Annotated in this window: 16 protein-coding genes; 7 read left to right on the top strand and 9 right to left on the bottom strand. The window is 48.5% G+C overall.

Annotation, left to right across the window (positions count from 1 at the left end):
• Positions 1 to 140: 140 nt before the first annotated feature.
• From gstA to AQULUS_RS12715, 5 genes are all read left to right on the top strand, one after another.
• Positions 141 to 752, top strand: a complete 612-nt coding sequence (gstA, locus tag AQULUS_RS12735; protein WP_148340693.1) for a glutathione transferase GstA — start codon at positions 141 to 143, stop codon at positions 750 to 752.
• Between the two features lie 59 nt (positions 753 to 811).
• Positions 812 to 1,420: a carbonic anhydrase gene (locus tag AQULUS_RS12730; protein WP_148340818.1), complete on the top strand. Its 609-nt coding sequence runs from the start codon at positions 812 to 814 to the stop codon at positions 1,418 to 1,420.
• 37 nt (positions 1,421 to 1,457) lie between these two features.
• A complete protein-coding gene (locus AQULUS_RS12725) occupies positions 1,458 to 2,048 on the top strand; it encodes a GNAT family N-acetyltransferase (protein WP_148340691.1) in 591 nt (196 codons plus the stop codon).
• Entirely contained in the window at positions 2,035 to 2,562 is a 528-nt protein-coding gene (locus tag AQULUS_RS12720) for a GNAT family N-acetyltransferase (protein ID WP_148340689.1), read from the top strand. The genes AQULUS_RS12725 and AQULUS_RS12720 overlap by 14 nt, the downstream gene beginning before the upstream one ends.
• A gap of 72 nt (positions 2,563 to 2,634) precedes the next feature.
• Positions 2,635 to 3,162 carry a GNAT family N-acetyltransferase gene (locus AQULUS_RS12715; RefSeq protein ID WP_148340687.1) on the top strand — a complete coding sequence of 176 codons (528 nt, stop codon included), beginning with the start codon at positions 2,635 to 2,637 and terminating at the stop codon, positions 3,160 to 3,162.
• 60 nt (positions 3,163 to 3,222) lie between these two features.
• On the opposite strand, the gene AQULUS_RS12710 is transcribed toward AQULUS_RS12715, so the two are convergent.
• The 8 genes from AQULUS_RS12710 to hutG all read right to left on the bottom strand — a co-directional run bounded on the left by AQULUS_RS12710 (position 3,223) and on the right by hutG (position 12,911).
• Positions 3,223 to 3,438 (bottom strand): hypothetical protein, encoded by a 216-nt coding sequence (locus AQULUS_RS12710; protein ID WP_148340685.1) that lies wholly within the window; start codon positions 3,436 to 3,438, stop codon positions 3,223 to 3,225.
• A gap of 68 nt (positions 3,439 to 3,506) precedes the next feature.
• The gene (locus AQULUS_RS12705) at positions 3,507 to 6,161 is read right to left on the bottom strand and encodes an NYN domain-containing protein (RefSeq protein ID WP_148340683.1); all 2,655 of its coding nucleotides are present in this window, start codon (positions 6,159 to 6,161) and stop codon (positions 3,507 to 3,509) included.
• Positions 6,121 to 6,333 carry a hypothetical protein gene (locus tag AQULUS_RS12700; protein WP_148340681.1) on the bottom strand — a complete coding sequence of 71 codons (213 nt, stop codon included), beginning with the start codon at positions 6,331 to 6,333 and terminating at the stop codon, positions 6,121 to 6,123. The genes AQULUS_RS12705 and AQULUS_RS12700 overlap by 41 nt, the downstream gene beginning before the upstream one ends.
• 198 nt (positions 6,334 to 6,531) lie before the next feature.
• Positions 6,532 to 7,368 carry a phytanoyl-CoA dioxygenase family protein gene (locus AQULUS_RS12695; RefSeq protein ID WP_148340679.1) on the bottom strand — a complete coding sequence of 279 codons (837 nt, stop codon included), beginning with the start codon at positions 7,366 to 7,368 and terminating at the stop codon, positions 6,532 to 6,534.
• 13 nt (positions 7,369 to 7,381) lie between these two features.
• Entirely contained in the window at positions 7,382 to 8,698 is a 1,317-nt protein-coding gene (locus AQULUS_RS12690) for an amino acid permease (protein WP_148340677.1), read from the bottom strand.
• Positions 8,699 to 8,719: 21 nt separating this feature from the next.
• Positions 8,720 to 10,246, bottom strand: coding sequence for a histidine ammonia-lyase (gene hutH, locus AQULUS_RS12685; RefSeq protein ID WP_197737369.1), 1,527 nt, complete (start codon positions 10,244 to 10,246; stop codon positions 8,720 to 8,722).
• Positions 10,243 to 11,919 (bottom strand): urocanate hydratase, encoded by a 1,677-nt coding sequence (gene hutU, locus AQULUS_RS12680; RefSeq protein WP_148340673.1) that lies wholly within the window; start codon positions 11,917 to 11,919, stop codon positions 10,243 to 10,245. The genes hutH and hutU overlap by 4 nt, the downstream gene beginning before the upstream one ends.
• Positions 11,920 to 11,936: 17 nt before the next feature.
• Entirely contained in the window at positions 11,937 to 12,911 is a 975-nt protein-coding gene (gene hutG / locus AQULUS_RS12675; protein ID WP_148340672.1) for a formimidoylglutamase, read from the bottom strand.
• Between the two features lie 173 nt (positions 12,912 to 13,084).
• On the opposite strand from hutG, the gene hutI reads away from it, so the two are divergent.
• Complete coding sequence (gene hutI, locus AQULUS_RS12670; RefSeq protein ID WP_148340670.1) at positions 13,085 to 14,305, top strand: imidazolonepropionase; 1,221 nt, start codon at positions 13,085 to 13,087, stop codon at positions 14,303 to 14,305.
• Between the two features lie 99 nt (positions 14,306 to 14,404).
• Here the strand turns inward: hutI and AQULUS_RS12665 are convergent, their stop codons facing one another.
• Positions 14,405 to 20,164 carry an alpha-2-macroglobulin family protein gene (locus AQULUS_RS12665; RefSeq protein WP_148340668.1) on the bottom strand — a complete coding sequence of 1,920 codons (5,760 nt, stop codon included), beginning with the start codon at positions 20,162 to 20,164 and terminating at the stop codon, positions 14,405 to 14,407.
• 77 nt (positions 20,165 to 20,241) lie between these two features.
• Here AQULUS_RS12665 and pbpC point away from each other — a divergent pair, with 77 nt between their 5' ends.
• Positions 20,242 to 22,569, top strand: coding sequence for a penicillin-binding protein 1C (gene pbpC / locus AQULUS_RS12660; protein WP_148340666.1), 2,328 nt, complete (start codon positions 20,242 to 20,244; stop codon positions 22,567 to 22,569).
• Positions 22,570 to 22,681: the final 112 nt, after the last annotated feature.

Genomic DNA, 22,681 nt, shown 5'->3' with positions numbered 1-22,681 from the left:
ATAATTTGTATAATTTTAGCAAAACACTTCATTTAAAACCATCTTTCTGCATGGCGGATTCTCGATTCAAACACGAGACGAAAAGATAAAATCAGGGCATAATGCTACCCCGAATTGAAAATCGCTGTGAGGAGAATGAAATGAAATTGTACTTTGCAAAAGGTGCGTGTTCACTGGCGTCAAGAATCATTATTAATGAAACCAAGCTGCCATGCGAGTTTGAGTCTGTCGATCTTGCCGGAAAGAAAACAGAAAGCGGGGCAAATTTCTATAGTATCAATCCCAAGGGATCCGTGCCCGTATTGATCACGGATGACAATGAAACATTGACCGAGAATGCGGTCATCATGCAGTATCTTGCCAATGCGGCGCATGCGGATAATCTGCTGCCTGCTCCTGGCAGTTTTAAACATTATCGCGTATTGGAATGGCTGAATTTTGTTGCTACCGAGCTGCATAAGGGATTTTCACCTTTATTCAATCCCGCCATGCCTCTGGATACAAAAGAAAAAATCACTATTCCGGTGCTCAAGGGCAAATTAGGTTATGTGAATACGCAGCTAGAACATTCTGAATTTCTGACTGGCGAGACTTTCACCTTGCCTGATGCCTATTTGTTTGTCATGACAAGCTGGGCCGGGTATTTTAAAATGAATCTGGCTGACTGGCCGCATTTGTCCAGGCATTTTATGGCCTTGCGCGCGCGAACGGCCATTCAAAAATCACTGGATCAGGAAGGCTTGCATTTTTAACTGAATCGGCAAGTATTAAAATCAGAATCAGTCTCAATCTGACCAGGAGTAACATGACAATGGAAAAATCAATTTCCAAAATACTGGAAGGTTACCAGCAATTCAGGAAAAAATATGCGCTGGGCGATAACTCTATCATGCAAACCTTGGCCAGCCGCGGCCAGCGTCCTGAGATTATGGTGATAGCCTGTTGTGACTCGCGCGTGGATCCGGCACTGATATTGCAATGTGATCCGGGTGATTTGTTTGTTGTCAGAAACGTGGCGAATATCATTCCGCCTTATGAAAAAGACGAGGCGCATCACGGTACCAGCGCTGCGCTCGAATTCGGGATTTGTTATCTGAATGTCAAACATATCATTATACTGGGACATAGTCAGTGCGGGGGAATAAATGCCACCCTGAACCAGGAGAGTCTGCACCAGAATGATTTTATCAGCAGCTGGGTGTCATTAATCGGTCCGCGTTCGAACAAGATAATGAACGCGGATGATTATGCGAAGCAAGCCATGCTGATTTCATACAAGAATTGTCTCACTTTCCCCTGGATAAGGGAAAAAATGGATAAACAGGCTTTGCTGTTGCATCTATGGTTTTTCGACATTGAAAAAGGAGAGATATACAGCTACTCACATCAAAAGAATGAATATACCCTTTTGATCAATTGAGCATAACATTTCATGCAAATAACACGCTGACCGCCATATGAAAATTATTGAAACTGAAAGATTGCTGTTGCGCACCTGGGAGGAACGGGATATAGAACCCATGACACGAATTGATCAGGATCCAAGAGTGTGTGAATTCTTGCCGGGTATAGGCAGCCGTTCCGCGACAGAAGCCGCTATACGCCGGTTTATGCAGCATTATCATGATCACGGGTTTTCCTTATATGCCGTGGAGTTGAAATCAACCTTTTCCATCGACCCCTCTGTTCACAAGAGCACGGTTGGAACAGCCGGGAATGAATTTATAGGATATATTGGGTTGTTAATTCCATCCTTTGAAGCGCATTTTACCCCTGCAGTGGAAATCGGCTGGCGGCTGGCTTCAAGGCACTGGGGGCAGGGATACGCTACGGAAGGCGCGAAAGCAGTATTAAAATATGGATTTGATGAGCTGGGACTGCGGGAAATTGTTTCATTTACTGTCCCCGCAAATACACGGTCGATTCGCGTGATGGAAAAAATCGGCATGCGGCGGGATCTGTCAGGAGATTTTCGTCATCCCAGGCTGTCACTGGATCATCCTTTATCCTTGCATCTGTTATACCGGATACAAAATGACAAATCATGAAATCGTGTTTAAACCCTTGCGGGAAGAAGACTTGACCCTGCTTTTTCAATGGTTTCAGAAAGAGCATGTTTTGCGCTGGTATGCGCGGGGGCAGGGTTACACATTGGAAATGATCAAGGAAAAATACCGGCCCAGGCTTGACGACCCGGACTTGAAAAGTTATATCATCCATATTCATGACAAGCCTGTCGGATATATTCAGCTTTATCGTCTGAGTTCCTATTTTCCCGAGGGCATATCCGACTATTCACACCCTTTGTTCAGTCTGTTTCAACCGCATGAATTGGCGGGCATTGACTTGTTCATGGCGGATGAGAATTATCTTGGTAAAGGTTATGCCAGCAAGGCACTGATGTGTTTTGTTCAAGCCTGTGTTAAAAATGAATTCCGGGCCCTGCTGGCGGATCCTTCAAAGGAAAACAGCCGCGCGATTGCTTTTTTCATGCGAAATGGATTTCGCGAAGTGGAAAGCCCGTACCCGCATGATCATGCGATCATGTTACTGAAATGGTGAGTATCAGAAAGCGCCTGTAGTAAGATCAACGATAGCGAGTTATTTTTTACTGGAAGAGTGAAACCAGCCGTCATGACTATTTCCATTCGAGAACCCAACCGCAGTGATGAATCCGCGTTTCTGGATGCTATGCATCGCAGTGAAAAATTGCACACTCCCTGGGTGCGGGCTCCCCTGACGTCAGAAGAATTTCGTGACTATGTAAACCGGTATCAACAGCCCAACCAGAAGAGTTATCTGGTATGCGGCCGGGATGACCAAATCATGGGTGTGTTCAATCTCAGTGAAATTGTGCGCGGCTTGTTCCAGAATGCTTATCTTGGATTTTATGCGGTTGCGGATTATGCAGGAAAAGGGCATATGAGCGCCGGTCTGAAACAGGTTCTTGAAAAAACCTTTGGCGAATTAGGCTTGCATCGCCTGGAAGCGAATATCCAGCCGGATAACAGCGCTTCCGTTCAACTGGTGAAAGCGAACGGGTTCAGAAAGGAAGGTTATTCTCCGCGTTATCTCAAGATTGGCGGGCAGTGGCGGGATCATGAGCGATGGGCCATGACTATTGAAGACTGGATGGAAATGAGGAATGCCCATGCTGAATAACGTTGCTTTGTTCCTGTACTTTGTGATGGGTGTGCCGTCAGCTACAATCCATAAGCTGGCTTATTTTTTAAGCAGATTTTGATTTTGACAGGCCGCAAGCAGCCAGTGAACACTATCCATGACCCTGGGTTGGGCAACGATATCGTCCAGATTAGTAAAATAAGCAATCCTGCCTTCATAACATCCTGTAATGGTGTTGTTTTTGTCATGCCAGAAATACAAATAAACCAGTTCGGTATAATTGTCCGCTCCTCTTGGAACGGACAGATTATACACTATAGCTAATTACACAATATTATTTACACATCCCCATCTATATTGCAGTGTCGCATTTGCTATCCTCTTTAGCGGAGTTTTAATCTTTTGCTGGATTTATTTGATGGTGCTACATCTTTTCGTTTTTTTGAATTTGAAAATAAGGCACTCGTTTGCTCTACAAAGGTATCTCCTTTTGTATTCCAAAGAGCATTGTAAGCTATTCCGAGTGAAAAAACGGTAGCAATAACTTTAAAGAATTTTTTCGTTTTGTTATCTTCCGATTTTTTCAGTGTTTTTACATGATTTGGAAATTCAGTTTGAAATTTCTGCAATGCTTTACTGGGATTTTTATCCTTATTCTCTAACTTAACTTGCAGGGCTGCTGCAGATTTGAATTTTTCTAAATTTACTCTAAATTCCGTATGTTTTGCAGCAAATTTAGTAAGTTCTAAATTTTTCCCTGTATTAAGATCAGAAATGATATCTTTAACTGCGGATTTTTTGGTTTTTGGCGGAGCATCCAATTCTGGTGCATTAAAATAAGCGACGTATAAAGGCGGGTTTTCTCTTTCTAAATAATTTTTTATAAAATCAGCAGTGTCTTCATTGAAATTATCACAGCCCGCGTTCAATTTATTCGCATTGATTAGATCTATTATTTGAGTAGATGCTAATGCCTTTAAAAAAGTCCTACTGGCTTTATCCTGGGATTGATATAACACGTTCTCATGTAACGCAAATTCATTTGCAAAAGCAGTAAAAGCTGAATTTGCATCTTTGTCTCTATTTGTCAGGCAGCTTTGCAGGGCGTTAATTGCGAGATACTTATCTATGTGAAGTTTCAATGCAGGGTCTTCATTAACAGCAATGGATATGGGGGAGCTCTCATTCTTTAAGTCATTCATTATTTCCTGCAAAGGATCTTTTATCCAAGGATTATTATAATAAGATATAAATAAATCGACATAATTTTTATTGATAAATTCCCTAAGGGAAGAAGCAAGGGCTTGCTTATACTCAGTGCAGGCACTATTTAAAATATTGGTTTCTCTTATTCGAGGGCCTAGTAATGAATATAATATTTTTTCTTCGGAACTCGCTGACTTACTAAATAAAGTTTGAAAGCCTTTATCAAGAATCCCTTTTTCTTCAGATGTAATTTCTTCTAGTTCTTCCATTTTTGCGGTAACTCCTTTTCCCTTTTCTATAACTTCATCAGAAGAAATCTGATTTATCTTTTCAATGGTTCTTTCAATTTTAAGTTTTCTTTCGGGATCTTTGTCGCTTAATTCATTGATAGAAATTTCATTATTTTTGTTATATGTCAAAGCTTGAAGTAGAGTCAGCAAGGCATAACTCGCTCCTCCACCTGGATGAGTATTGCTCGCTAAACTATATAGTGTATCTAATGCTGGTTCTAATGCTGGAAGTAAATGACGATATTGATTTAGTAATAAAATGGAAATGGGCATAACGTCATCGGCGGGAATGGCAGGTGGTTCTCCTTTTTTCCCTGATTCATTCATTATTTCTTTTAAGGCGGAGCGCCATACAGCTTGAATATTATATATTATAAAGTATATCAATCTATCCAATAGCTTGATATAGCTTAGAACACGTGGGATTTTTTCAGATTTTAATGCAATAAGCTTTCCATTCTTTAGCTTATCAATTAATAAATTGACAAATCCGTCATAATTTTGAGGTTGGGCTTCTTGGGAAAGCTTCGATATTTCTGCTTGTTCTTCAGTAGAGAAATTTGTATTTTGAGCTAATATATCGTAAAGAATAGGTTCTAATAATCCCATTGGTTTTTTGGAAGAAGAAATAATAGACTGCATGTTTTTTATAAACAGAAGATCTTCTTTTCCCCATTTTTTTCTATAGTTATTAAATTGGGTATTATCAAAATCATCACGCATGGCTTTTAAAGCTTTATGTTGTTCTAAAAGTCTTTTTAGCTCAGGATTCTCATTTACAAAGGTTTGCATTTCATATGCGTGAACAGTGACGAATGCTCCTGAGGGTAATCTATAATGTGACTCTATTAGTTCTGTTGGAGGATTCGTGCGACGTGAGGATTCGTAATAATACGAGTAGAGACGCCGATTTTTTTTGAATGCAGCTTCTATTCTTTCTTGTATCTCAATAAGATGAGCATCACACAATGCTTTGATATCTTGAGATTTAGTGGTTTCAATTTCGATCACATGGGTGGCCGCTTCAATGTGATTATCTTTGATATCAGATACGTCTCCTCCAGAGATTCTCTGAGCAACTTGTAGGCCTGATTCAAAATCACCCAGAATAGTAGGAATAACAGGAAAACTCTCATAAATAAAATCAACTATGTCGAAGTACTCTTCTATATCTTTGATTGCATTGGTGCGTCTATCGTTGTCTAGTTGTTTAGCAAAATAGGCACCAAGAATTGGAATCCGTTCTTCAGAAGAAACGAGGTTCTCTCCTGTTACATCCGCCCATGCGGCATTTAACTGCTTATACCAAATGAAAACGGCATCCATTTTGTCTAACAAGTCAAGAATGGCACGAACTTTTTTATCTGCAATACCAATATCTTTGGCAGATAAGGCTTTTCTCAAAGCTGCATGAAAGGCTGGTGTGTCTTTGTCATTCTGAATTTGGCTTCTTATTTCATTTCTTATCTTTCTAAAAATATTTTTTTCATCTTTAGATAGTTCAATTTTGGGTAAAGACAAGACAATTCTTGATAAGCTCATTTGGCAATCCTCTATTTGTGAATTTCGGTTTTTTATAAGTTACAGTATATACCTCAAGATCGCGGAATTTTGCTATGGCGGGAGGCAGTCTTCTGCCTTGTGGGTTGCCTTGACTGGCTTTTTCTAAATCTTGCAGGTTGAGCGCACGCAAAAATTCCAGGACTTCTTTCATATCTGGCCTCGTTTAATGTGTTTTATTCTTTACTTATTGCATTAAAATGCAATTTTATAAGTACTTATTCTTAATTATTATTATGATGTATTATTATTAAGTTATTCTTAATTATATTACATTTCTTTTTATTGGTAAATGACAGGCTTGTCCGCCAGATTGGGAATTTCAGTGTGATTTGTTTCTTGATATTATTATTTAAGCACTTACCCACACAACGGGAAATAGAGGATGCACCATGGGGGCTTGCGCGGGCAATTCATTTTCCAGTCCGGGAAAGGCGGGGGAAGTGATCCATTGCCTGGGCGCGTGTGTGATATCATCGCCTAGAAACCGGACGGAAAATACCCGCCGGCGATGCGGGCCCACCGTGCCTCCCGCGGAATGCAGGGTTAACATATGAAAACAGACCACATCACCCGGCGTGATATCCCAGCCCAGGATGGGATATTGATCGCGTGCCGCTTCAATATCCGGCAAGTCGGCCAGGGACCCTTCGGGGAACCATTTCGCCTGATTATCCATGAAGGAGCGCGGCATGAGCCAGGGGCCGCGATGTGAACCAGCCACAAATTCCAGCGTGGAATGGCGCGGGACCGGGTCGATGGGTATCCACAGACTGCAATTTTGCCAGCCTTCGATATTGTAATACGGCTGATCCTGGTGCCATGGCGTGCGTTGTCGTGTGTTAGGTTCTTTCACGAGCAGGTGATCATGGTAGAGGCGTGAGATCCGGCTTTGCATGAGCAGTCCTGCCGCCATGGCAACGGGAGATTCAAAGATAAAACGCTGATAAAACTCGTTCGATTGCCAGTTGCAAAAATCCTCGATAAAAAGGCCGGGGTCGTCGGGTTTGCTGGCGATTTTAGCGCGCGCGCTGGGCGCGGCGAGATTACGCTCAATACCGTCTTGCAGCAGTGACAACTCATCATGCGTGAGAAATTGACGTAAACAGATAGCGCCATCGCGCTGGTAAGCGGTGATTTCACGCTCGGTAATATTGCGCATGACGCGCTCCCTCGCTTTTCGCTGCATGTCTGCCGCCCTGTTATGCTGATGCGTATTTGCGAATGATAAAGTAATAAACCGGTATGCAAAATAAAATGATTAATAAGGCAATACCCACGATCTGCGCGTCAAAGCTGGATATCATCCAGCCCGAATAAGCGGCCGCCAGCAGCGCGATGAGCATGGATTTGGTAAACAAGACACGCAGAAAGGATTGTCCGCTTTGTATAATGAATTTCAATTCGGAAAGTGTTGTCGCGAAATAAGTCAGCAAGGTCAATAGTGCCGCCAGCAACGCGATATTGTTAAACTGTTTCAGCAATGTGGGTTCAATAGTCAAGATTAAAAACAGTGTCACCAGTGTGGATGACAAGAGCTGTCCCGCGACTGGCACATCACGTTTGGATAATTTCGCAAACAGGCGCGGGAACAAGTGGTCTCGCGCCGCGGCAAACACAATCTGGCCTTGTATCAGTGTACACACATTCAATGCGCCCAGACCGGAAATGAACGCGCAGATGGCAATTAATACAGCAGAGTACGGACCGAACAGCATGGTGCCTGCTTCCGCGAAGGGAAATTGCGAATTTTTCAGTTCGGAAGCCGGAATCATGCCCATCAAGACAAAGCTGCTCAGTATATATATCGCGGCGGTGGCCAGGGTTCCGTATATGGTTGCCCGGGAAATATCACGATATCCCCGGGTGTTTTCCGCTGGAACCGTGGCAGATTCGAGACCAATGAATGCCCAGAATGTTAATGCCGCCGCACTGCTCAAGGCAGTAAAAGTGGATTCGTGACTAACAGTGAATTGGGTCAGATTTTCCAGGTGCACACTGCCCATGCCTACCAAAATGACCAGAATCAGAGGCGTGACTTTGATAAGAGTCAAAAATAATTGCACGATACCTGCTGTGTGAATACCAATGATATTGATGAAGGTAAATAGCCAGACAATGCCCAGCTCGCATGCCAGGGCTGTCATATGATTGTAAGCAGGTCCGTTTGCATCCAGGACCGGGGTGATAAACCCGAGATAACCGGTTGATGCAACCGCTATGCCGGCGATGGACACCATGTTGCTGGTCCAGTAGGTGTAAGCAACGATAAATCCCGCCAGTTTTCCATAGGCTTGTTTGCAATACACATAGGGTCCGCCGGTTTTGGGATAGCGCCGGTTCAGGCTGGCGAAGGTAAGCGCTAAAAAGACCGCTCCCACTGAAGTATAAACCCAGGAGAAAAGCGAAATCGTTCCGTATTCCGCGAGCGAGGCGGGCAGGACATATATGCCTGTTCCTATCATGTTCCCGACCACGAGGGAGATCAGGATGGGTAAATTCAGGGCTTTTCTATCCATACGAGGGTCCTCGGCGAGTGGTCAGGAAAACAGCGAAAGTTGCGTGAGTTCGCGAATTTTTCCGGATTGAATGAGATGTTTTATTGCAGCGATGTCAGGCGCGAAATACCTGTCCTTGTCATAAAAATCGACATGACAGCGGACAAGCTGGTGGATTTGTTCAAGCCGCGGCGAGGTTTTCAACGGGCGCAGAAAATCAATACCCTGGCAGGCCGCCAGTAATTCGATTCCGATGATACCCGCCGCGTTATCAGCCATCTGTAACAGTCTTCTGGCAGCGTAGGTTGCCATGCTGACATGGTCTTCCTGATTGGCGGAAGTCGGCAGGCTGTCTACGCTCGCGGGGTGTGCAAGTGACTTGTTCTCGCTGGCAAGCGCCGCGGCAGTGACTTGCGCGATCATGAAACCCGAGTTGACACCGGGATTATTGACCAGAAAGGCTGGCAGGCCGCTAAAATGCGGATCCACCAGCAGGGCGGTCCTGCGCTCCGAAAGCGCGGCCATCTCCGCAATACTGACCGCGATGGCGTCCGCCGCCATTGCAACCGGCTCGGCATGAAAGTTTCCGCCGGACAAGACGACATTTTCATTGGCAAAAACCAGCGGGTTATCTGACACCGCGTTGGCTTCGGTCAATAATGTTTCGCTGGTATACAAGAGATGAGAAAGGCACGCGCCCATGACTTGCGGCTGGCAGCGCAGCGAATAAGGATCCTGGACTTTGATGCACAATCTGTGCGATTCGCGTATTTCGCTGTCAGCCAGCAAGTCCCGGATCATTTGCGCGGCTATCATTTGTGTCCGGTGGCCGCGCACAGACTGGATGCGCTCATCGAATGGCGTGTCACTTCCGCGCGCGGCGTCGACAGAAAGCGCGCCTGCTGATATGGCGGCGGTGAATAAATCTTCCGCCATTAATAAACCCAGCAGGGCGAGGGCGGTGGACACTTGTGTGCCGTTAAGCAGCGCCAAGCCTTCCTTGGGCGCGAGTTTCAACGGTTTCAGACCTATTTTCGCGAGCGCATCCGCGGCGGGAATGATTTTACCGGCATGTCGGGCCTCACCCACACCCAGAAGCACGGCGCTCATATGCGCGAGGGGAGCGAGATCGCCGGAAGCGCCAACAGATCCCTGCGCGGGAATACAGGGATAGATTTTTGCGTTGTATAATTGGATGAGTGCCTGCAGCGTGTCCATTCTGATGCCGGAATAACCGCGTGCCAGGCTGTTAATTTTGAGTGCTAGAATCAACCGCACTGCCTGGTCGCTTAATAACTCACCGGTGCCAGCCGCATGAGAGAGAACGATGCTGCGCTGCAATTCTTCCAGGTCGGCGGTGTCAATGCGAGTGCTGGCCAGCAGGCCAAATCCCGTGTTGACGCCATAAACCGTTTTGTTTTCCGAGATAATTGTCTGAATGGCTTTTTCTGATGCCGTGATGATGGCGGCTGACCGGCCATCCAGTTCGAGCGTCGTGTTTTCATCGAGAATCAGGCGCACGTCTGCCAGTCTGATTTGACCGGGTTCGAGAATGAATTTCATGTTTATTTTACCATGGGTAATTTTAAGTGATGTTCTTTGGCGCAATGGATGGCGGTCTCATAACCCGCATCGGCGTGACGCATGACGCCTGACGCAGGATCGTTAGTCAGCACACGTTCGAGACGCCTGGCTGCGGCATCACTTCCATCCGCTACAATGACCATGCCGGCATGCTGGGAAAAACCCATGCCGACACCGCCGCCGTGATGAAGACTGACCCAGGTTGCGCCGCTTGCGCAATTCAGCAGCGCGTTTAACAACGGCCAGTCGGATACCGCATCCGAGCCATCCCGCATGCTTTCTGTCTCGCGGTTTGGACTGGCGACCGAACCGGAATCAAGATGATCACGCCCAATGACAATAGGGGCTTTGACAGCACCGGTTCTTACCAATTCGTTAAACGCAAGTCCCAGGCGCGCGCGGTCACCCAGTCCGACCCAGCAGATGCGTGCCGGCAGACCCTGAAAATGGATACGCTGTTTTGCCATATCCAGCCAGTTCATCAAGTGCGCGTCCTGCGGCATGAGTTCCTTTACTTTTTCATCCGTGCGGTAAATGTCTTCAGGATCGCCGGATAATGCCGCCCAGCGAAACGGTCCGATGCCGCGGCAGAATAACGGGCGTATATAGGCGGGAACAAAACCGGGAAACTCAAACGCATTGTCCACTCCGGTTTCCTTGGCCATTTGCCGGATATTATTTCCATAATCAAATGTTGGAATGCCCTGGTGATGAAATGCCAGCATGGCTTTGACTTGTATGGCCATGGATTCCTTAGCCGCGTGTATGACTTTCTGTGGATCGCGTTTGCGGAGTTCCGCTGCTTGTTCGAGAGTCCAGCCGCGCGGCAAATAACCATTTAACGGATCATGCGCACTGGTTTGGTCGGTCACCATATCCGGTTTCACGCCGCGCGCGACCAGCTCGGGGAAAATGTCTGCGGCATTCGCCAGCAGGCCGATGGAAATCGGTTTGTCTTGGGCGCCGTGTCTGGCAAGCAGATCCAGAGCCTCATCCAGGCTCGCGGCCTGGGTGTCCAGATAGCCGGTTTCCAGCCTGCGCTTGATGCGGGAGGGGTCACACTCAACCGCCAGCATCGATGCGCCAGCCATGGTCGCGGCGAGAGGCTGCGCTCCGCCCATTCCTCCCAGACCGCCGGTCAGTATCCACTTGCCGCGCAAATCGCCGGCATAATGCTGCCGGCCGGCCTCACAAAATGTTTCGTAGGTTCCTTGCACGATACCCTGGCTGCCGATATAAATCCATGATCCGGCTGTCATCTGGCCGTACATCATCAAACCCTTTTTATCCAGTTCATGAAAATGGTCCCAGGTCGCCCAATAAGGCACAAGATTGGAATTGGCGATAAGCACGCGCGGGGCATCAGGATGCGTCTTAAAAATTCCAACGGGCTTTCCGGATTGAATCAACAGGGTTTCATCCTCATTGAGACGGGTGAGGGATTCAATAATTTTATCGAAACACTGCCAGTCACGGGCGGCGCGGCCAATGCCGCCGTATACCACCAGATCACTGGGAATTTCCGCCACATCGGGATCCAGATTATTCATGAGCATGCGCAGCGGGGCTTCAGTCAGCCAGCTTTTGGCGGTGAGCCGGGTTCCATGAGGCGCTTTGATGCGGCGGGTCGTGTCATGACGCGGAGTAATATCTGACATAGCAACTCCTGTTTTGGTTATATTTTGTGGTGGTGGACAATTTCATAAATCATGCTGGCGGCAAGTTTTGCAGTGCGTGCGTCTATATCATATTTGGGTGATAATTCCGCGATATCATAACTGATGACTTTTCCTGACTCGGCGAGTTTTCTCAACGCGGGCACGATTTGCCAGGGAGTCAATCCGAAGGTTTGCGGAGCGCTGACGCCGGGAGCGTAGGGGACCGCGAAAACATCCAGACATAGACTCAGGTAAATAATCTGGTTGTAATAAATGACATGATTGACGAGGCTGAAGTATTTATTCATGTCGCCTTGATGTATGTCGTCTGCGTAAACAATCTGGGTTTCATATTTTTTCGCGGTGGTGAAAAGCTGCCGGATATTTCCCGTGTTTTGAATTCCTATGCAGTTATAGTCAAAGCGGCGGTTTGCGCGCTCGTGCGCCTCGGCGATTTGCAGGAAAGGGGTTCCGGAGGATCCTTGGTTGTTTGTGAGCAGCGGCCTCATATCGAAGTGCGCATCAAAATTGATGATACCCAGGTTTTCCGCGGGATATTTCTTTTCTATGCCTTGAAAATGTCCCCACGCGAGTTCATGTCCGCCGCCAATGACGATGGGCGTGATGCCGTGGCGCAGAAGAAAGTGAACCGCTTCGCCCAGGGCGTTCTGCGCAGCTTCCAGGTTATTGTCGCTGCACACGATATCACCGGCGTCATAGCAGAGGATGTCCTGTCTTTGCATGGGCATCTTGGCCAGGGCTTCGCGTATGGCGGCGGGTCCTTCTGCCGCGCCCAGCCTGCCGTGATTGCGCCGTATGCCTTCGTCGCAGCAGAATCCGATGATGGCAAGCGCAGGCTGGGCTTGAGCAGGAGCATCTTTCTGAATGTCAATAAGTTGCATCACCTGAAAAAAACAGGAGCCGTCAGGTATGTCTGGGCGTCCTTGCCAGAGAGCTTTCGAAGGGGAAATGTAGCGGCCAGCCCAGGTCATGATAAAGTGCTCCGTGATTGTCAGTTTTCTTTTGTTGTATTCTCATGCAGTTATTTCATAATGGCAAGAGCGCGTAGGCTGACTGGATTTTTATCCAGGCTGATCTAATAGGCCATGCTTAAATAAAGACCATGTTTGACGGGACATAATAATATAAAAGTGAAGGTTGATCGATGCGAAAACAATACGATGCCATTTGGTTAAACGCACAAATAGCGACTTGTGAGCAAGGCTACGGGTTGATTCAGCAGGCTGGCATTGCTGTGAGGGACGGTCGGATCGCCTGGGTGGGACCGGTCGCGGAATTGCCATACGATCCGGAAAAACTCGCCGCTGTCATCCATGATTGCAACGGGCGCTGCCTGACGCCCGGATTAATAGATTGCCACACACATCTGGTGTTTGCCGGGAATCGCGCGCATGAATTTGAAATGCGTTTGCAGGGGGCTACCTACGAGGAAATCGCCCGTCAGGGCGGAGGCATTCAATCTACCGTCAGCGCGACCCGGTCAGCCAGTGAAGAAGTATTATTTCAGCAAAGCCTGGCAAGAGCGCGTGATTTGCAAAAAAGCGGAGTCACGACACTGGAAATCAAATCCGGTTACGGCCTGGACTGGCCTACCGAACTGAAGATGCTGCGTGTGGCAAAACGCATAGAGGACACCCTGCCTCTCACCGTCAGCAAGACCTTTCTGGGTGCTCATACGTTTCCGCCCGAATTTCGCAGCAATCCGGATGCGTACGTTGACCTGCTGTGCCAGGAAATGATACCGGTGGTGGCGAGAGAACAGCTGGCTGACGCAGTGGATGTATTTTGCGAGAAAATTGCTTTCAGCCTGGAACAGACGAAACGCGTTTTTGCTTCTGCCGCCGAACATGGATTGAAAGTGAAGTGCCACGCCGAGCAATTATCGGATATGGGAGGTACAACACTGGCTGCAAGCTATCAGGCGTTATCCGTTGATCACCTCGAGCATGTCGGCGTTCCCGGGGTGAAAGCGCTTGAACAATCAGGTTCAGTGGCTGTTCTCCTGCCTGGCGCATTTTATTTTTTGCGGGAAACAAAATTGCCGCCGGTTGAATTGCTGCGCAGGCACCGTATTCCCATCGCCGTTGCCACAGATTGCAATCCCGGCACGTCACCAGTGACGTCGCTTCTGATGATCATGAATATGGCTTGCACCTTGTTCCGGTTGACTCCGTCTGAAGCGCTGGAAGCGGTGACTCGCCATGCCGCACAGGCATTAGGCATGTCCGCGCTGCGCGGAACCTTGACGGCGGGCAAGGCGGCAGATATGGCGGTTTGGGAGGTGAGCCACCCTGCCGAGCTGGTTTATTATCTGGGAAACAATCCGCTGCGGCAGTTAATCAGGCAGGGGAAGGTTGTATTTTGACGTGAAATCAGGATTGACCTTGACAGCCCAGGGTGAATGCGGCCGCCTTGTCATCCGGCCAGTCAGATCCGGGAGATGATGTGCAATGAATAGGCGTTCTTAATCTACCGACATCTTTCCGGCTTCTCCCATGGATTTAATCCCGGGATTATACATGGACGCGCCCATTATCGGAGGAATGGTGAATTGGCCTTTTGTGGTGGCTTTGATGCGATAAGTGATTTCCCTGGATTCCGGCCCAATACCTGTGAAGAAAATGACTCGGTCTTCGCGCACGTCAACATAATCCATATCCTGCGTTTGGATAGAATCGCCGACGACTTCGAATCCGCCGGGTAACAAGTCTATCAGCGCGATGTTGTCATGGTAACGATTATCATTAGAACGGACGCGGATGTGTACGGTAAGTTCACGACCCAGCTGAATGCCGGTCACAGGATTGTTTTCTTCGCTGCGATACTCGCGCATGACTTCCATGCCTTGATTGATTATTTTTTTTGGCGGTTCGCGGTCGAATCCTTCCTGGATCAGCTGGTAAAACATGGGTTGTCTGCCAGGGTTATCAAAGTTGATCTTGCGCGCAGGCAAGCCCGGCAAGACTATCTTGTATAGTCCTGGTGTGGATGCAAGCTCATGTTCCTTGCCATCAGCAAAAACTTCCCTGATAGTGATGTTGTCATTCGCAACAGGCGTAGAAGAAGACTGAGCGTACGAGTTTAAAGCCAGGGTGGCATAGCCGGCAAGTATGGTGCTCATGGTGTTATCATTCAATGCATTGACCAGTGTCATGACGAGTGCGTCATCCAGTGCTTGTAATCGCTGCGGAAAATGCTTTGCGATCAGATAGAGATATTGCGCGTTCACGGTATTGGCGTTGTAGAAATCATTAGCCTGGCCAATCAATGAAAGCGGCTTGAAGTAGCGTATGAATTTATCTGCTTCGGCCGCGTTTTGCAGTAATTGATAAGTCGCGGCGATATAGGCATAGGTGATATCGTCGCGCGCGTGAAGATCCGGATTCCGGTCCAGCGCCAATTGCAGATTCGTCAGATAATTGGTGGTGATCATTTCATTACGGGTGAGGAGGTAAATTGCATAGGCTTGAACCCGCGCCTGATCAAGGTCTGCAGGCGTTCTGACAGAAACTTCTTTCAGAAATCCTACCCCGGCTGAATAAACATCCTTGGGTATGTTGTAACCTTGTGATCGGGCTTCAGTTAAAAAATGCATCGCATAAACGGAGGCAAAATCGTTGCCTTGTGACGACCCGTTTTCTGGCCAGTAATTAAAACCGCCGCTGGACATTTGACGCTGGCTTAACAGTTGTATGGTTTGCTGGATTTTTTCCCTGATGGAATCCTTGTCTTCAGCAAACCACGGCTGGTCTGCCATGGCCAGCCAGGGGAATGCCTTGCTGACCAGTTGTTCGACACATCCATAGGGGTAATCATTGAGATAATTTTTTAATCCGCTCACGAGTATCAGCGGGCTGGGTGAGGCTGCCGCTTCAACATGACGGAACTCCTGGTAAAGCATACGATCAAGCGGCAGACTGGCGTGCGCATCCTTGGTGAATCCGCTCGTGACGGAAGACGAGTAAGGGGATGATGGGCGCACACTTAGTGTGGATACCATGCTGCTGGACTTGTCATCCTTGGCTGCCGTACAGCGTATTTCTGCGGCGCCCAACGTGGATTTGGCGCGGACCCTGATTCGCACGCTGCGCTCTTCGCCTTCTGGCACAATCAGGCCTTGATCAGAAGCATCCAGGAGTTCCAGCTGTGATGAAGCGTCGAATCTCACAGATACGCGCGCGTTCGCCCCGGAGCCTTCTATGTTATTCGCAATGGCGGCAGTTACTTCAAAGGTGTCACCTGGAGCGACAAAAGTCGGTACGTTAGGACTGATTACAAAATAGCCGCGCACTTCCGTTGATTGAGCTGCCGAACCAACAGCATCTGCACCCGCTGCAACAGCCATTACTCTTAATGCGCCGTTAAAATAATCCGGAACATGATATGTCAGGTTGCGGGGTGTGGTATCGGTATCTACAAGCCCAGACCAATAAACGACGGGCGCTTCAGTCTTGCGCTTGAATGGATTCAGATTGCTTTTAAGCGCCGCTTCGCCCTCATCGCCGCCCACAGCGGATAATTCACGTTCTGCAATGAATTTTGGCAGTATCTGGTCGACGATTTGCATCGTATTGACTTCGAGCGCATGCTTGGCGAAGAAAAATTGCAGCGGATCGGGTGTCTGGTATCCGTATACCTGCAGAATGCCTTCATCCACGGCGAAGACAATGATTTTTCCAGGCTTGTCAGATTGATACGTCATGGTGAGATCTTCTCCGGGGCGTACCAGCTTGGGAGCGGTCAGCTGAATGCGCATGTCTTGCTTCTCATGGGTGACCGCAAAAGGCATGATGCTGTAACTAAGCGGGCTCATGAATATTTCCGGAGAATTCAGGTCACGTACAAACGCGATGTTGATATATCCGTTTCCCTGAAAATCAGCTGGTATTCGGATTTTTTGCACGGATGAAGTCTGGTCGGTTTTGAACCATTGTGCGGCATAAACCTTGTTGCGCTCAATGGTAATCAAACCTGAACCCGAGTAGGGAGACATGATTTGCATTTCAATCTCTTCACCGGGGTTGAATTCGGATTTATTCAACTTGACATTGAGCTCGGCGTTTTTGGGCAGCGGCTGCTGGCTGTTGCCTATCACACTAAATTTGAACCGGCTTAATTCTGCGTCTTTGCTATCCGCGACGGAAACCAGATAATCGCCGATTTCATCGGACGGCAATGCAAAGTCGGTGCCTTGCTCCTGAATTGCGAAAGGCTGGCTGCTGATTTGCGAAGATTGAATAACAGACTGATATTGGTAAGTGCCGTCTTCCTTTTTAATGAGTGTTGACACCGGGCGCAGCCTGAATAGCGAAATTTTCAGATCAGGCAACTCCTGTTGTTTCAAACGGGGATTGACCGCAATGAAATGTATGCTGCGAGTACTGTTTTGCTTGATATAATTGAGGGCGCCGTCAGGTTTGTAGCCCACCAGATAATCCAGGGGACTGATGAGCGCTGTGGTTTGGGCCGCCACGCTGCGGCCGCCTTCCGCTTCATATCCTTCAACAAAAACACTAAGTTGATACGTGCCTTTTTCAAACCGGTCGAGTTTGAGATCGAAGACAGCCTGGCCCTGATTGTCAGTGTGTGTGTCAGAAAGTGTCTCGTTAAACACTTTCGGGGGAGATTTGGGATTCAATAAGGGATCAATGAAAGTGTAATCCGGAAAATCCTTGAAGGTGACCGCGCGCGGAGACAATAGCATTTTCCCGCTGACCTGGCGGTTCGCCGCCGGGGCGCCATACAGATTCCATAGTCCCACTTTGGCTGTGAGCGCCTGGGGTGATATCCATCCCGGAGAAGGTTCCGCGGATAAATGCGTGGAAATTCGCATTCTGTCAGGGAGAAATTCTTCCACGCGCAGGGTCGTTGAACCAATCAGACTGCTGGCGTGATTATCTTTTACGATATAGAGATAGACTTGATACTGTCCGGTGGGGGAGGTTGCCAGGGTTTGAAAATCCAGCGTGAGATAGCCGCTGTCATCCAATGTCATTTTGACATCCTTGGCTGTCACGCCGCGCGGATCAACGACGGTCGCCTGCAATGGCAGGCCAGCCGGCTGGGGTAACACATAAGGACGTTTGACTATCATGGCAATATGCGCAGTATCCCCCGGACGATAAAGTCCCCGGTCTGTGAACACATAAGCGGTGAGCGCAGCGGGATTTTCACTGTTACTGGTAAGGCCGCCCGTATCGAAACGGGAATAGTTCAATTGTCTGTCATAGCGGTTATACGGAATAAAGGAAACATCATTCCCGTTTCTAACGATATAAACAGCGGGTTCACGTTCATTGATGAAATCGCCCAGGTCTGGAAAGCCGGCATGTCCCTGCGCATCAGTTGCGCGCGTGAGAAGCGGCAGACCGTTCTTGCCGAGGATGGATACGGTTGCATTGCTGACAGGCAATCCTCGGGTGATGGATTGCACGTATAAATCGTGTGTGCCGTTGATATTGTTTTTGACAATCAGACCCAAATCCGTGATCAGAATGAGCCGACTGGTCTGCGCGCCCACCGCGTAATTGTTGACTGTGTCCCAGCCCGCCGCCTGCAGCAGGAACAACCCCAGCGGAGCGTTGCCATCGGATTCGGCGGTCATGAAGCCGCCTAGATCCAGCGCGGTGTATTGTTCCTTGCCTGGATCAGACGCATCAAATGGCTGAATCCGGGAAAAGACTTGACTGATGTTATCCTGATTGAAATTGGGATCAAGAAAAAACGGATTGCTGAAATCCCCGCCTGTTTGTGTGACAAGGTGGTTGATGTCATCAGGCAGTACACGGGCAATATTGAATTTGACCGCGCTTAAGCCGCGCACAAGCACAGACAGTTTTTCTTCTGTTCCCAGCGCAAGCAGTGCGCCCTTATGCAAGAATGTGATTTCCTTTGGGTAAGCGGGGACACTAAGCACGGTGGAATAATCATTCGCCAATGCGAAGCCGCCAAAGCCACGCGCGCCTTTCTGTATCTTGAGATAAACATAGCCGGGCGAATCGGCATGATATCGGTAACTATGTATATCCGAAAATTCACGGTCGGAAGGAACGGGTTCCAGGGACAGTGGTTTGCTTAATGCCAGGATGGCTGGTGTGACTTCCCCTGGGTCTTGCCATGGATAATTTTTTTTCGCATCCAGGGATGCGGTCGCTGGATAATCGCGCGGCAATAAATAGGCTTGCAGGGATGAATTTAATGCCGGGTCCGTGATGCCTAGCGAGGTTTCCACAGTCAAAATCTGTTCAGGTCTGTCTTTCGGGTTGCGTACAATGGAAGTGGCGGCATGGGTGACCTTGAAATAACTGCCTGCGTCAGGCACTAACACTTTTGCTGTGATAGTGTCAGTGGTTTCAGCTGTGCCGGTCAACGGTTTGATGCCCTTTTTCAGTGTCAGCTCAAGAAAACGTTCAGCCGAGGGCAGGGGAATGGATTCCGAGCGGAGATAAGCCGTGCGTTTGTGTTCATCATAGTTAAGCGAAAAATGAAACGAAGCGGGGCCGCTTTCCATGCCGGCGGATTTAACGGCTTGCCATTTCAGCGCAATGTTTTTATCAAGGCTATCGGGATTGACAGGAAAATTAAAGTTGATGGTTGCCACAGCTTGCCGCAACTGGGGATTGAGAGGGTCTTGATAAAATTTGAATTCCTGGACGGCGGCTTCAAACGGCAAGGTGTCAAAAGACGCATTCATACTGGCCATGTTTGCGTTAGGCGTGAAGAAATCCCGGGTAAAACTGATCGTGTAACGCTGCCCCGCCGGCCAGTCGGTTTCGGGCGTAAAGACAAGGCGGCTGTCTGAATCCCATACCCACTTCCCTTTAATCTCGGGTCTGATCGTAATGCCTTTGGCGACTTGTTTTCCAATGGAGTCTAGCGGTGCAACCGGACGGGTACTTAGCTTGCCATTCGAGAGGATGCCAAAATCCAGCGTCAGTACATCAGGAACAAGCAGCGTATCCAGGGGCGTGATTTTGGGCGGGGTAAGCTGCGCGACGACACGCTCTGGCCGGGGCAGGGAATGATACCAATAAAATCCATAGATTAACGCGGCCGAGAGTGCGGCGCAGATGAGCGCCGAAGCCCAGAATTTCTTGGGCCGGGCATGAGCATGATGCCGCAAGTAGTTGATCCAGGGGGGAGTATTCCAGGTGAGGCGGCCGAACAGCGATGCGAAGGCAGTTGTCATGGCTGCTGCCAGCTTCACGAATATCTTGTTTGGCATAATCCGCCCTTTGGGTTGAGTAACCTGTTAATCGGCTTGACCGGCAATCTGCTTTTGTGTCATAAGGTGTCACCAATATGACCCGCCATATCAAGCGCATCAGCTTAATCCTAGTTTTGCTTTTTGTCAGCATGGGCGCGCTATTATTTTTTATGCCTATCCCTCCGCTTCTTTCCGGGGTCGTCTTCTCCCAGGCGATTTACGATGCCAATAATCAACTCTTGCGCATGACCCTGAGCCAGGATGGCAAGTTCAGGCTGTTCACGCCGTTATCTGCTATTTCGCCGGCCCTGGTCAATGCCACCTTGCTGGAGGAAGACCAATATTTCCGCTGGCACCCGGGCGTCAATCCGCTTTCATTGATCAAGGCCGGGTGGAGATCTTATGTCAGCGGTCCAAGACGCATGGGCGCGTCAACTATTACCATGCAGGTGGCGCGTATTCGTTACGGAATTCAATCCAAAACGCCAAGTGGAAAGCTGAGCCAGATCCTGCGCGCGATCCAGCTGGAAATGCATTATAGCAAAGACCAGATCCTGGAAGCGTATTTGAATCTGGCTCCCTATGGAAACAATATTGAAGGCGTCGGCGCAGCGAGTCTTGTTTATTTTGATAAACCGGCGGCTGGTCTGGCCCTGCCCGAATCATTAACACTCGCGGTGATTCCGCAGAATCCGGTCAAGCGTGTGCAAGACCGCGGTGTGCTGCGGACAGTTCGTAATAAATTATACGAACGCTGGCTCACTATTTATCCGGAGGATGCTGATAGGAAAGGATGGATGGCATTGCCCTTGCAAATGCGCCGCTTACACTCCACACCGTTTTTAGCCCCGCATTTTGTCAATGAAGTATTGGCTGACGCACCGGCCGGCAGCCATCATATCAAAACAACACTGGATTTGCGTTTACAGAGAGTAATTGAAAGGGTGACCAGGAATTATATTTCACGCAAGCAGAGTTTGGGTGTCACGAACGCGGCTGTCATGCTGGTGGATACACGGGACATGAGCACAAAAGCGCTGCTTGGGTCGGCTAATTTTTTTAACAGCGCCATCGGCGGGCAAATCAATGGTACGTCAATAAAGCGATCGCCTGGTTCGACCCTGAAACCTTTCATTTACGCCTTGGCAATGGATCAGGGATTGATACATCCCGCGACCGTGTTAAAAGACGTACCGCACAGTTTTGGAAGCTACAATCCGGAAAACTTTGATTACGATTTCGTTGGCCCGATCAAGGCAAAAGATGCGTTAATCCTGAGCCGCAATATACCCGCTGTCTATCTCGCCGAGCAATTGAAACAACCGACGCTGTATCAATTTCTGGAACAATCCGGAATTCATGGTCTCAAGTCTGAATCGTATTACGGTCTCGCGCTGGTTCTTGGGGGGGCGGAAATGACGATGCAGGAACTCATCAGCCTGTATGCCGCGCTTGCTAACCGGGGAATATGGAAGCCGGTGCGCATGCGGATTGATTCTGTCTATCATAATTCTGTCGCAAACAAACGTATTCTGAGTCCTGAAGCAAGCTTCCTGGTCCTGGATATCCTGAAGGACGCTCAAGGCTCCGGCGGGAACAATAAGACGCTGCAAGGAAATAAAATTCCGGTGGCGTGGAAAACCGGCACGTCATCCGGCTATCGGGATGCCTGGACATTCGGGATTTTTGGTCCTTATGTGCTAGGCGTGTGGATTGGCAATTTTAATAATGAAGGAAACCCCGCATTTATTGGAAAGGAAATGGCCGCGCCGCTATTTTTTGACATCGCCAATGCCGTCAGTACACAGACAGGGCTTGCGTCAACGGACTGGGAGCAACCCAAAAACCTGCGGCTGGTGAAAGCGGATGTCTGCAAATCGTCCGGCATGTTGCCGACGCGATATTGCAGTCAAACAGAGAAAGTCTGGTTTATTCCCGGGCAGTCGCCGATCAAGGCAGACAACATTCATAGGGAGATTGCGATTGATGGTAAAACCGGATTGAGAACCTGCCGGTTTGACAGCAACACCCGTTTTGAAATTTATGAATTTTGGCCGTCCGATCTGCTCAGGATTTTCAGGCGCGCAGGGATGCACAGACGCTTGCCGCCCCCCTACAATCCTGAGTGTGACATGAGTGCAAAAACAGGCGCAGGCATTTCCCCGCAAATTATTTCTCCGCAGTCACAGGTGAATTATGTCGCGCGTATTGCCGCTATCAGGAAAACTGTGGTTCCGCTGACGGCTGTGGTTGACGCAGACGTCAGAAATCTTTATTGGTTTCTGAACGACTCATTCCTGGGCAGGGTTACGCGCGAGAAATCATATTTATGGCATGCCCAGCCTGGGAAATATGTCGTCAGGGTCGTGGATGACTATGGCCGTTCTGATGCGCGGGATGTCTTGATCAGGCTCGAAAGCTAAGGCATAGCCGTTCCGGGTCCTGATAAAAAGCCTAAAATTCATTCCTTGCGTTTAAATCAACTTAATCAGTGCCTTATAACACTTCTCCCGGCGTGAGCGGGATTTTGCACAA

Source organism: Aquicella siphonis, from assembly GCF_902459485.1.
In the GTDB taxonomy this organism is placed as follows: domain Bacteria; phylum Pseudomonadota; class Gammaproteobacteria; order DSM-16500; family DSM-16500; genus Aquicella; species Aquicella siphonis.
The sequence above is the reverse complement of the archived record's forward strand: the minus strand, read 5'-3'. Positions and strand labels throughout refer to the sequence as shown.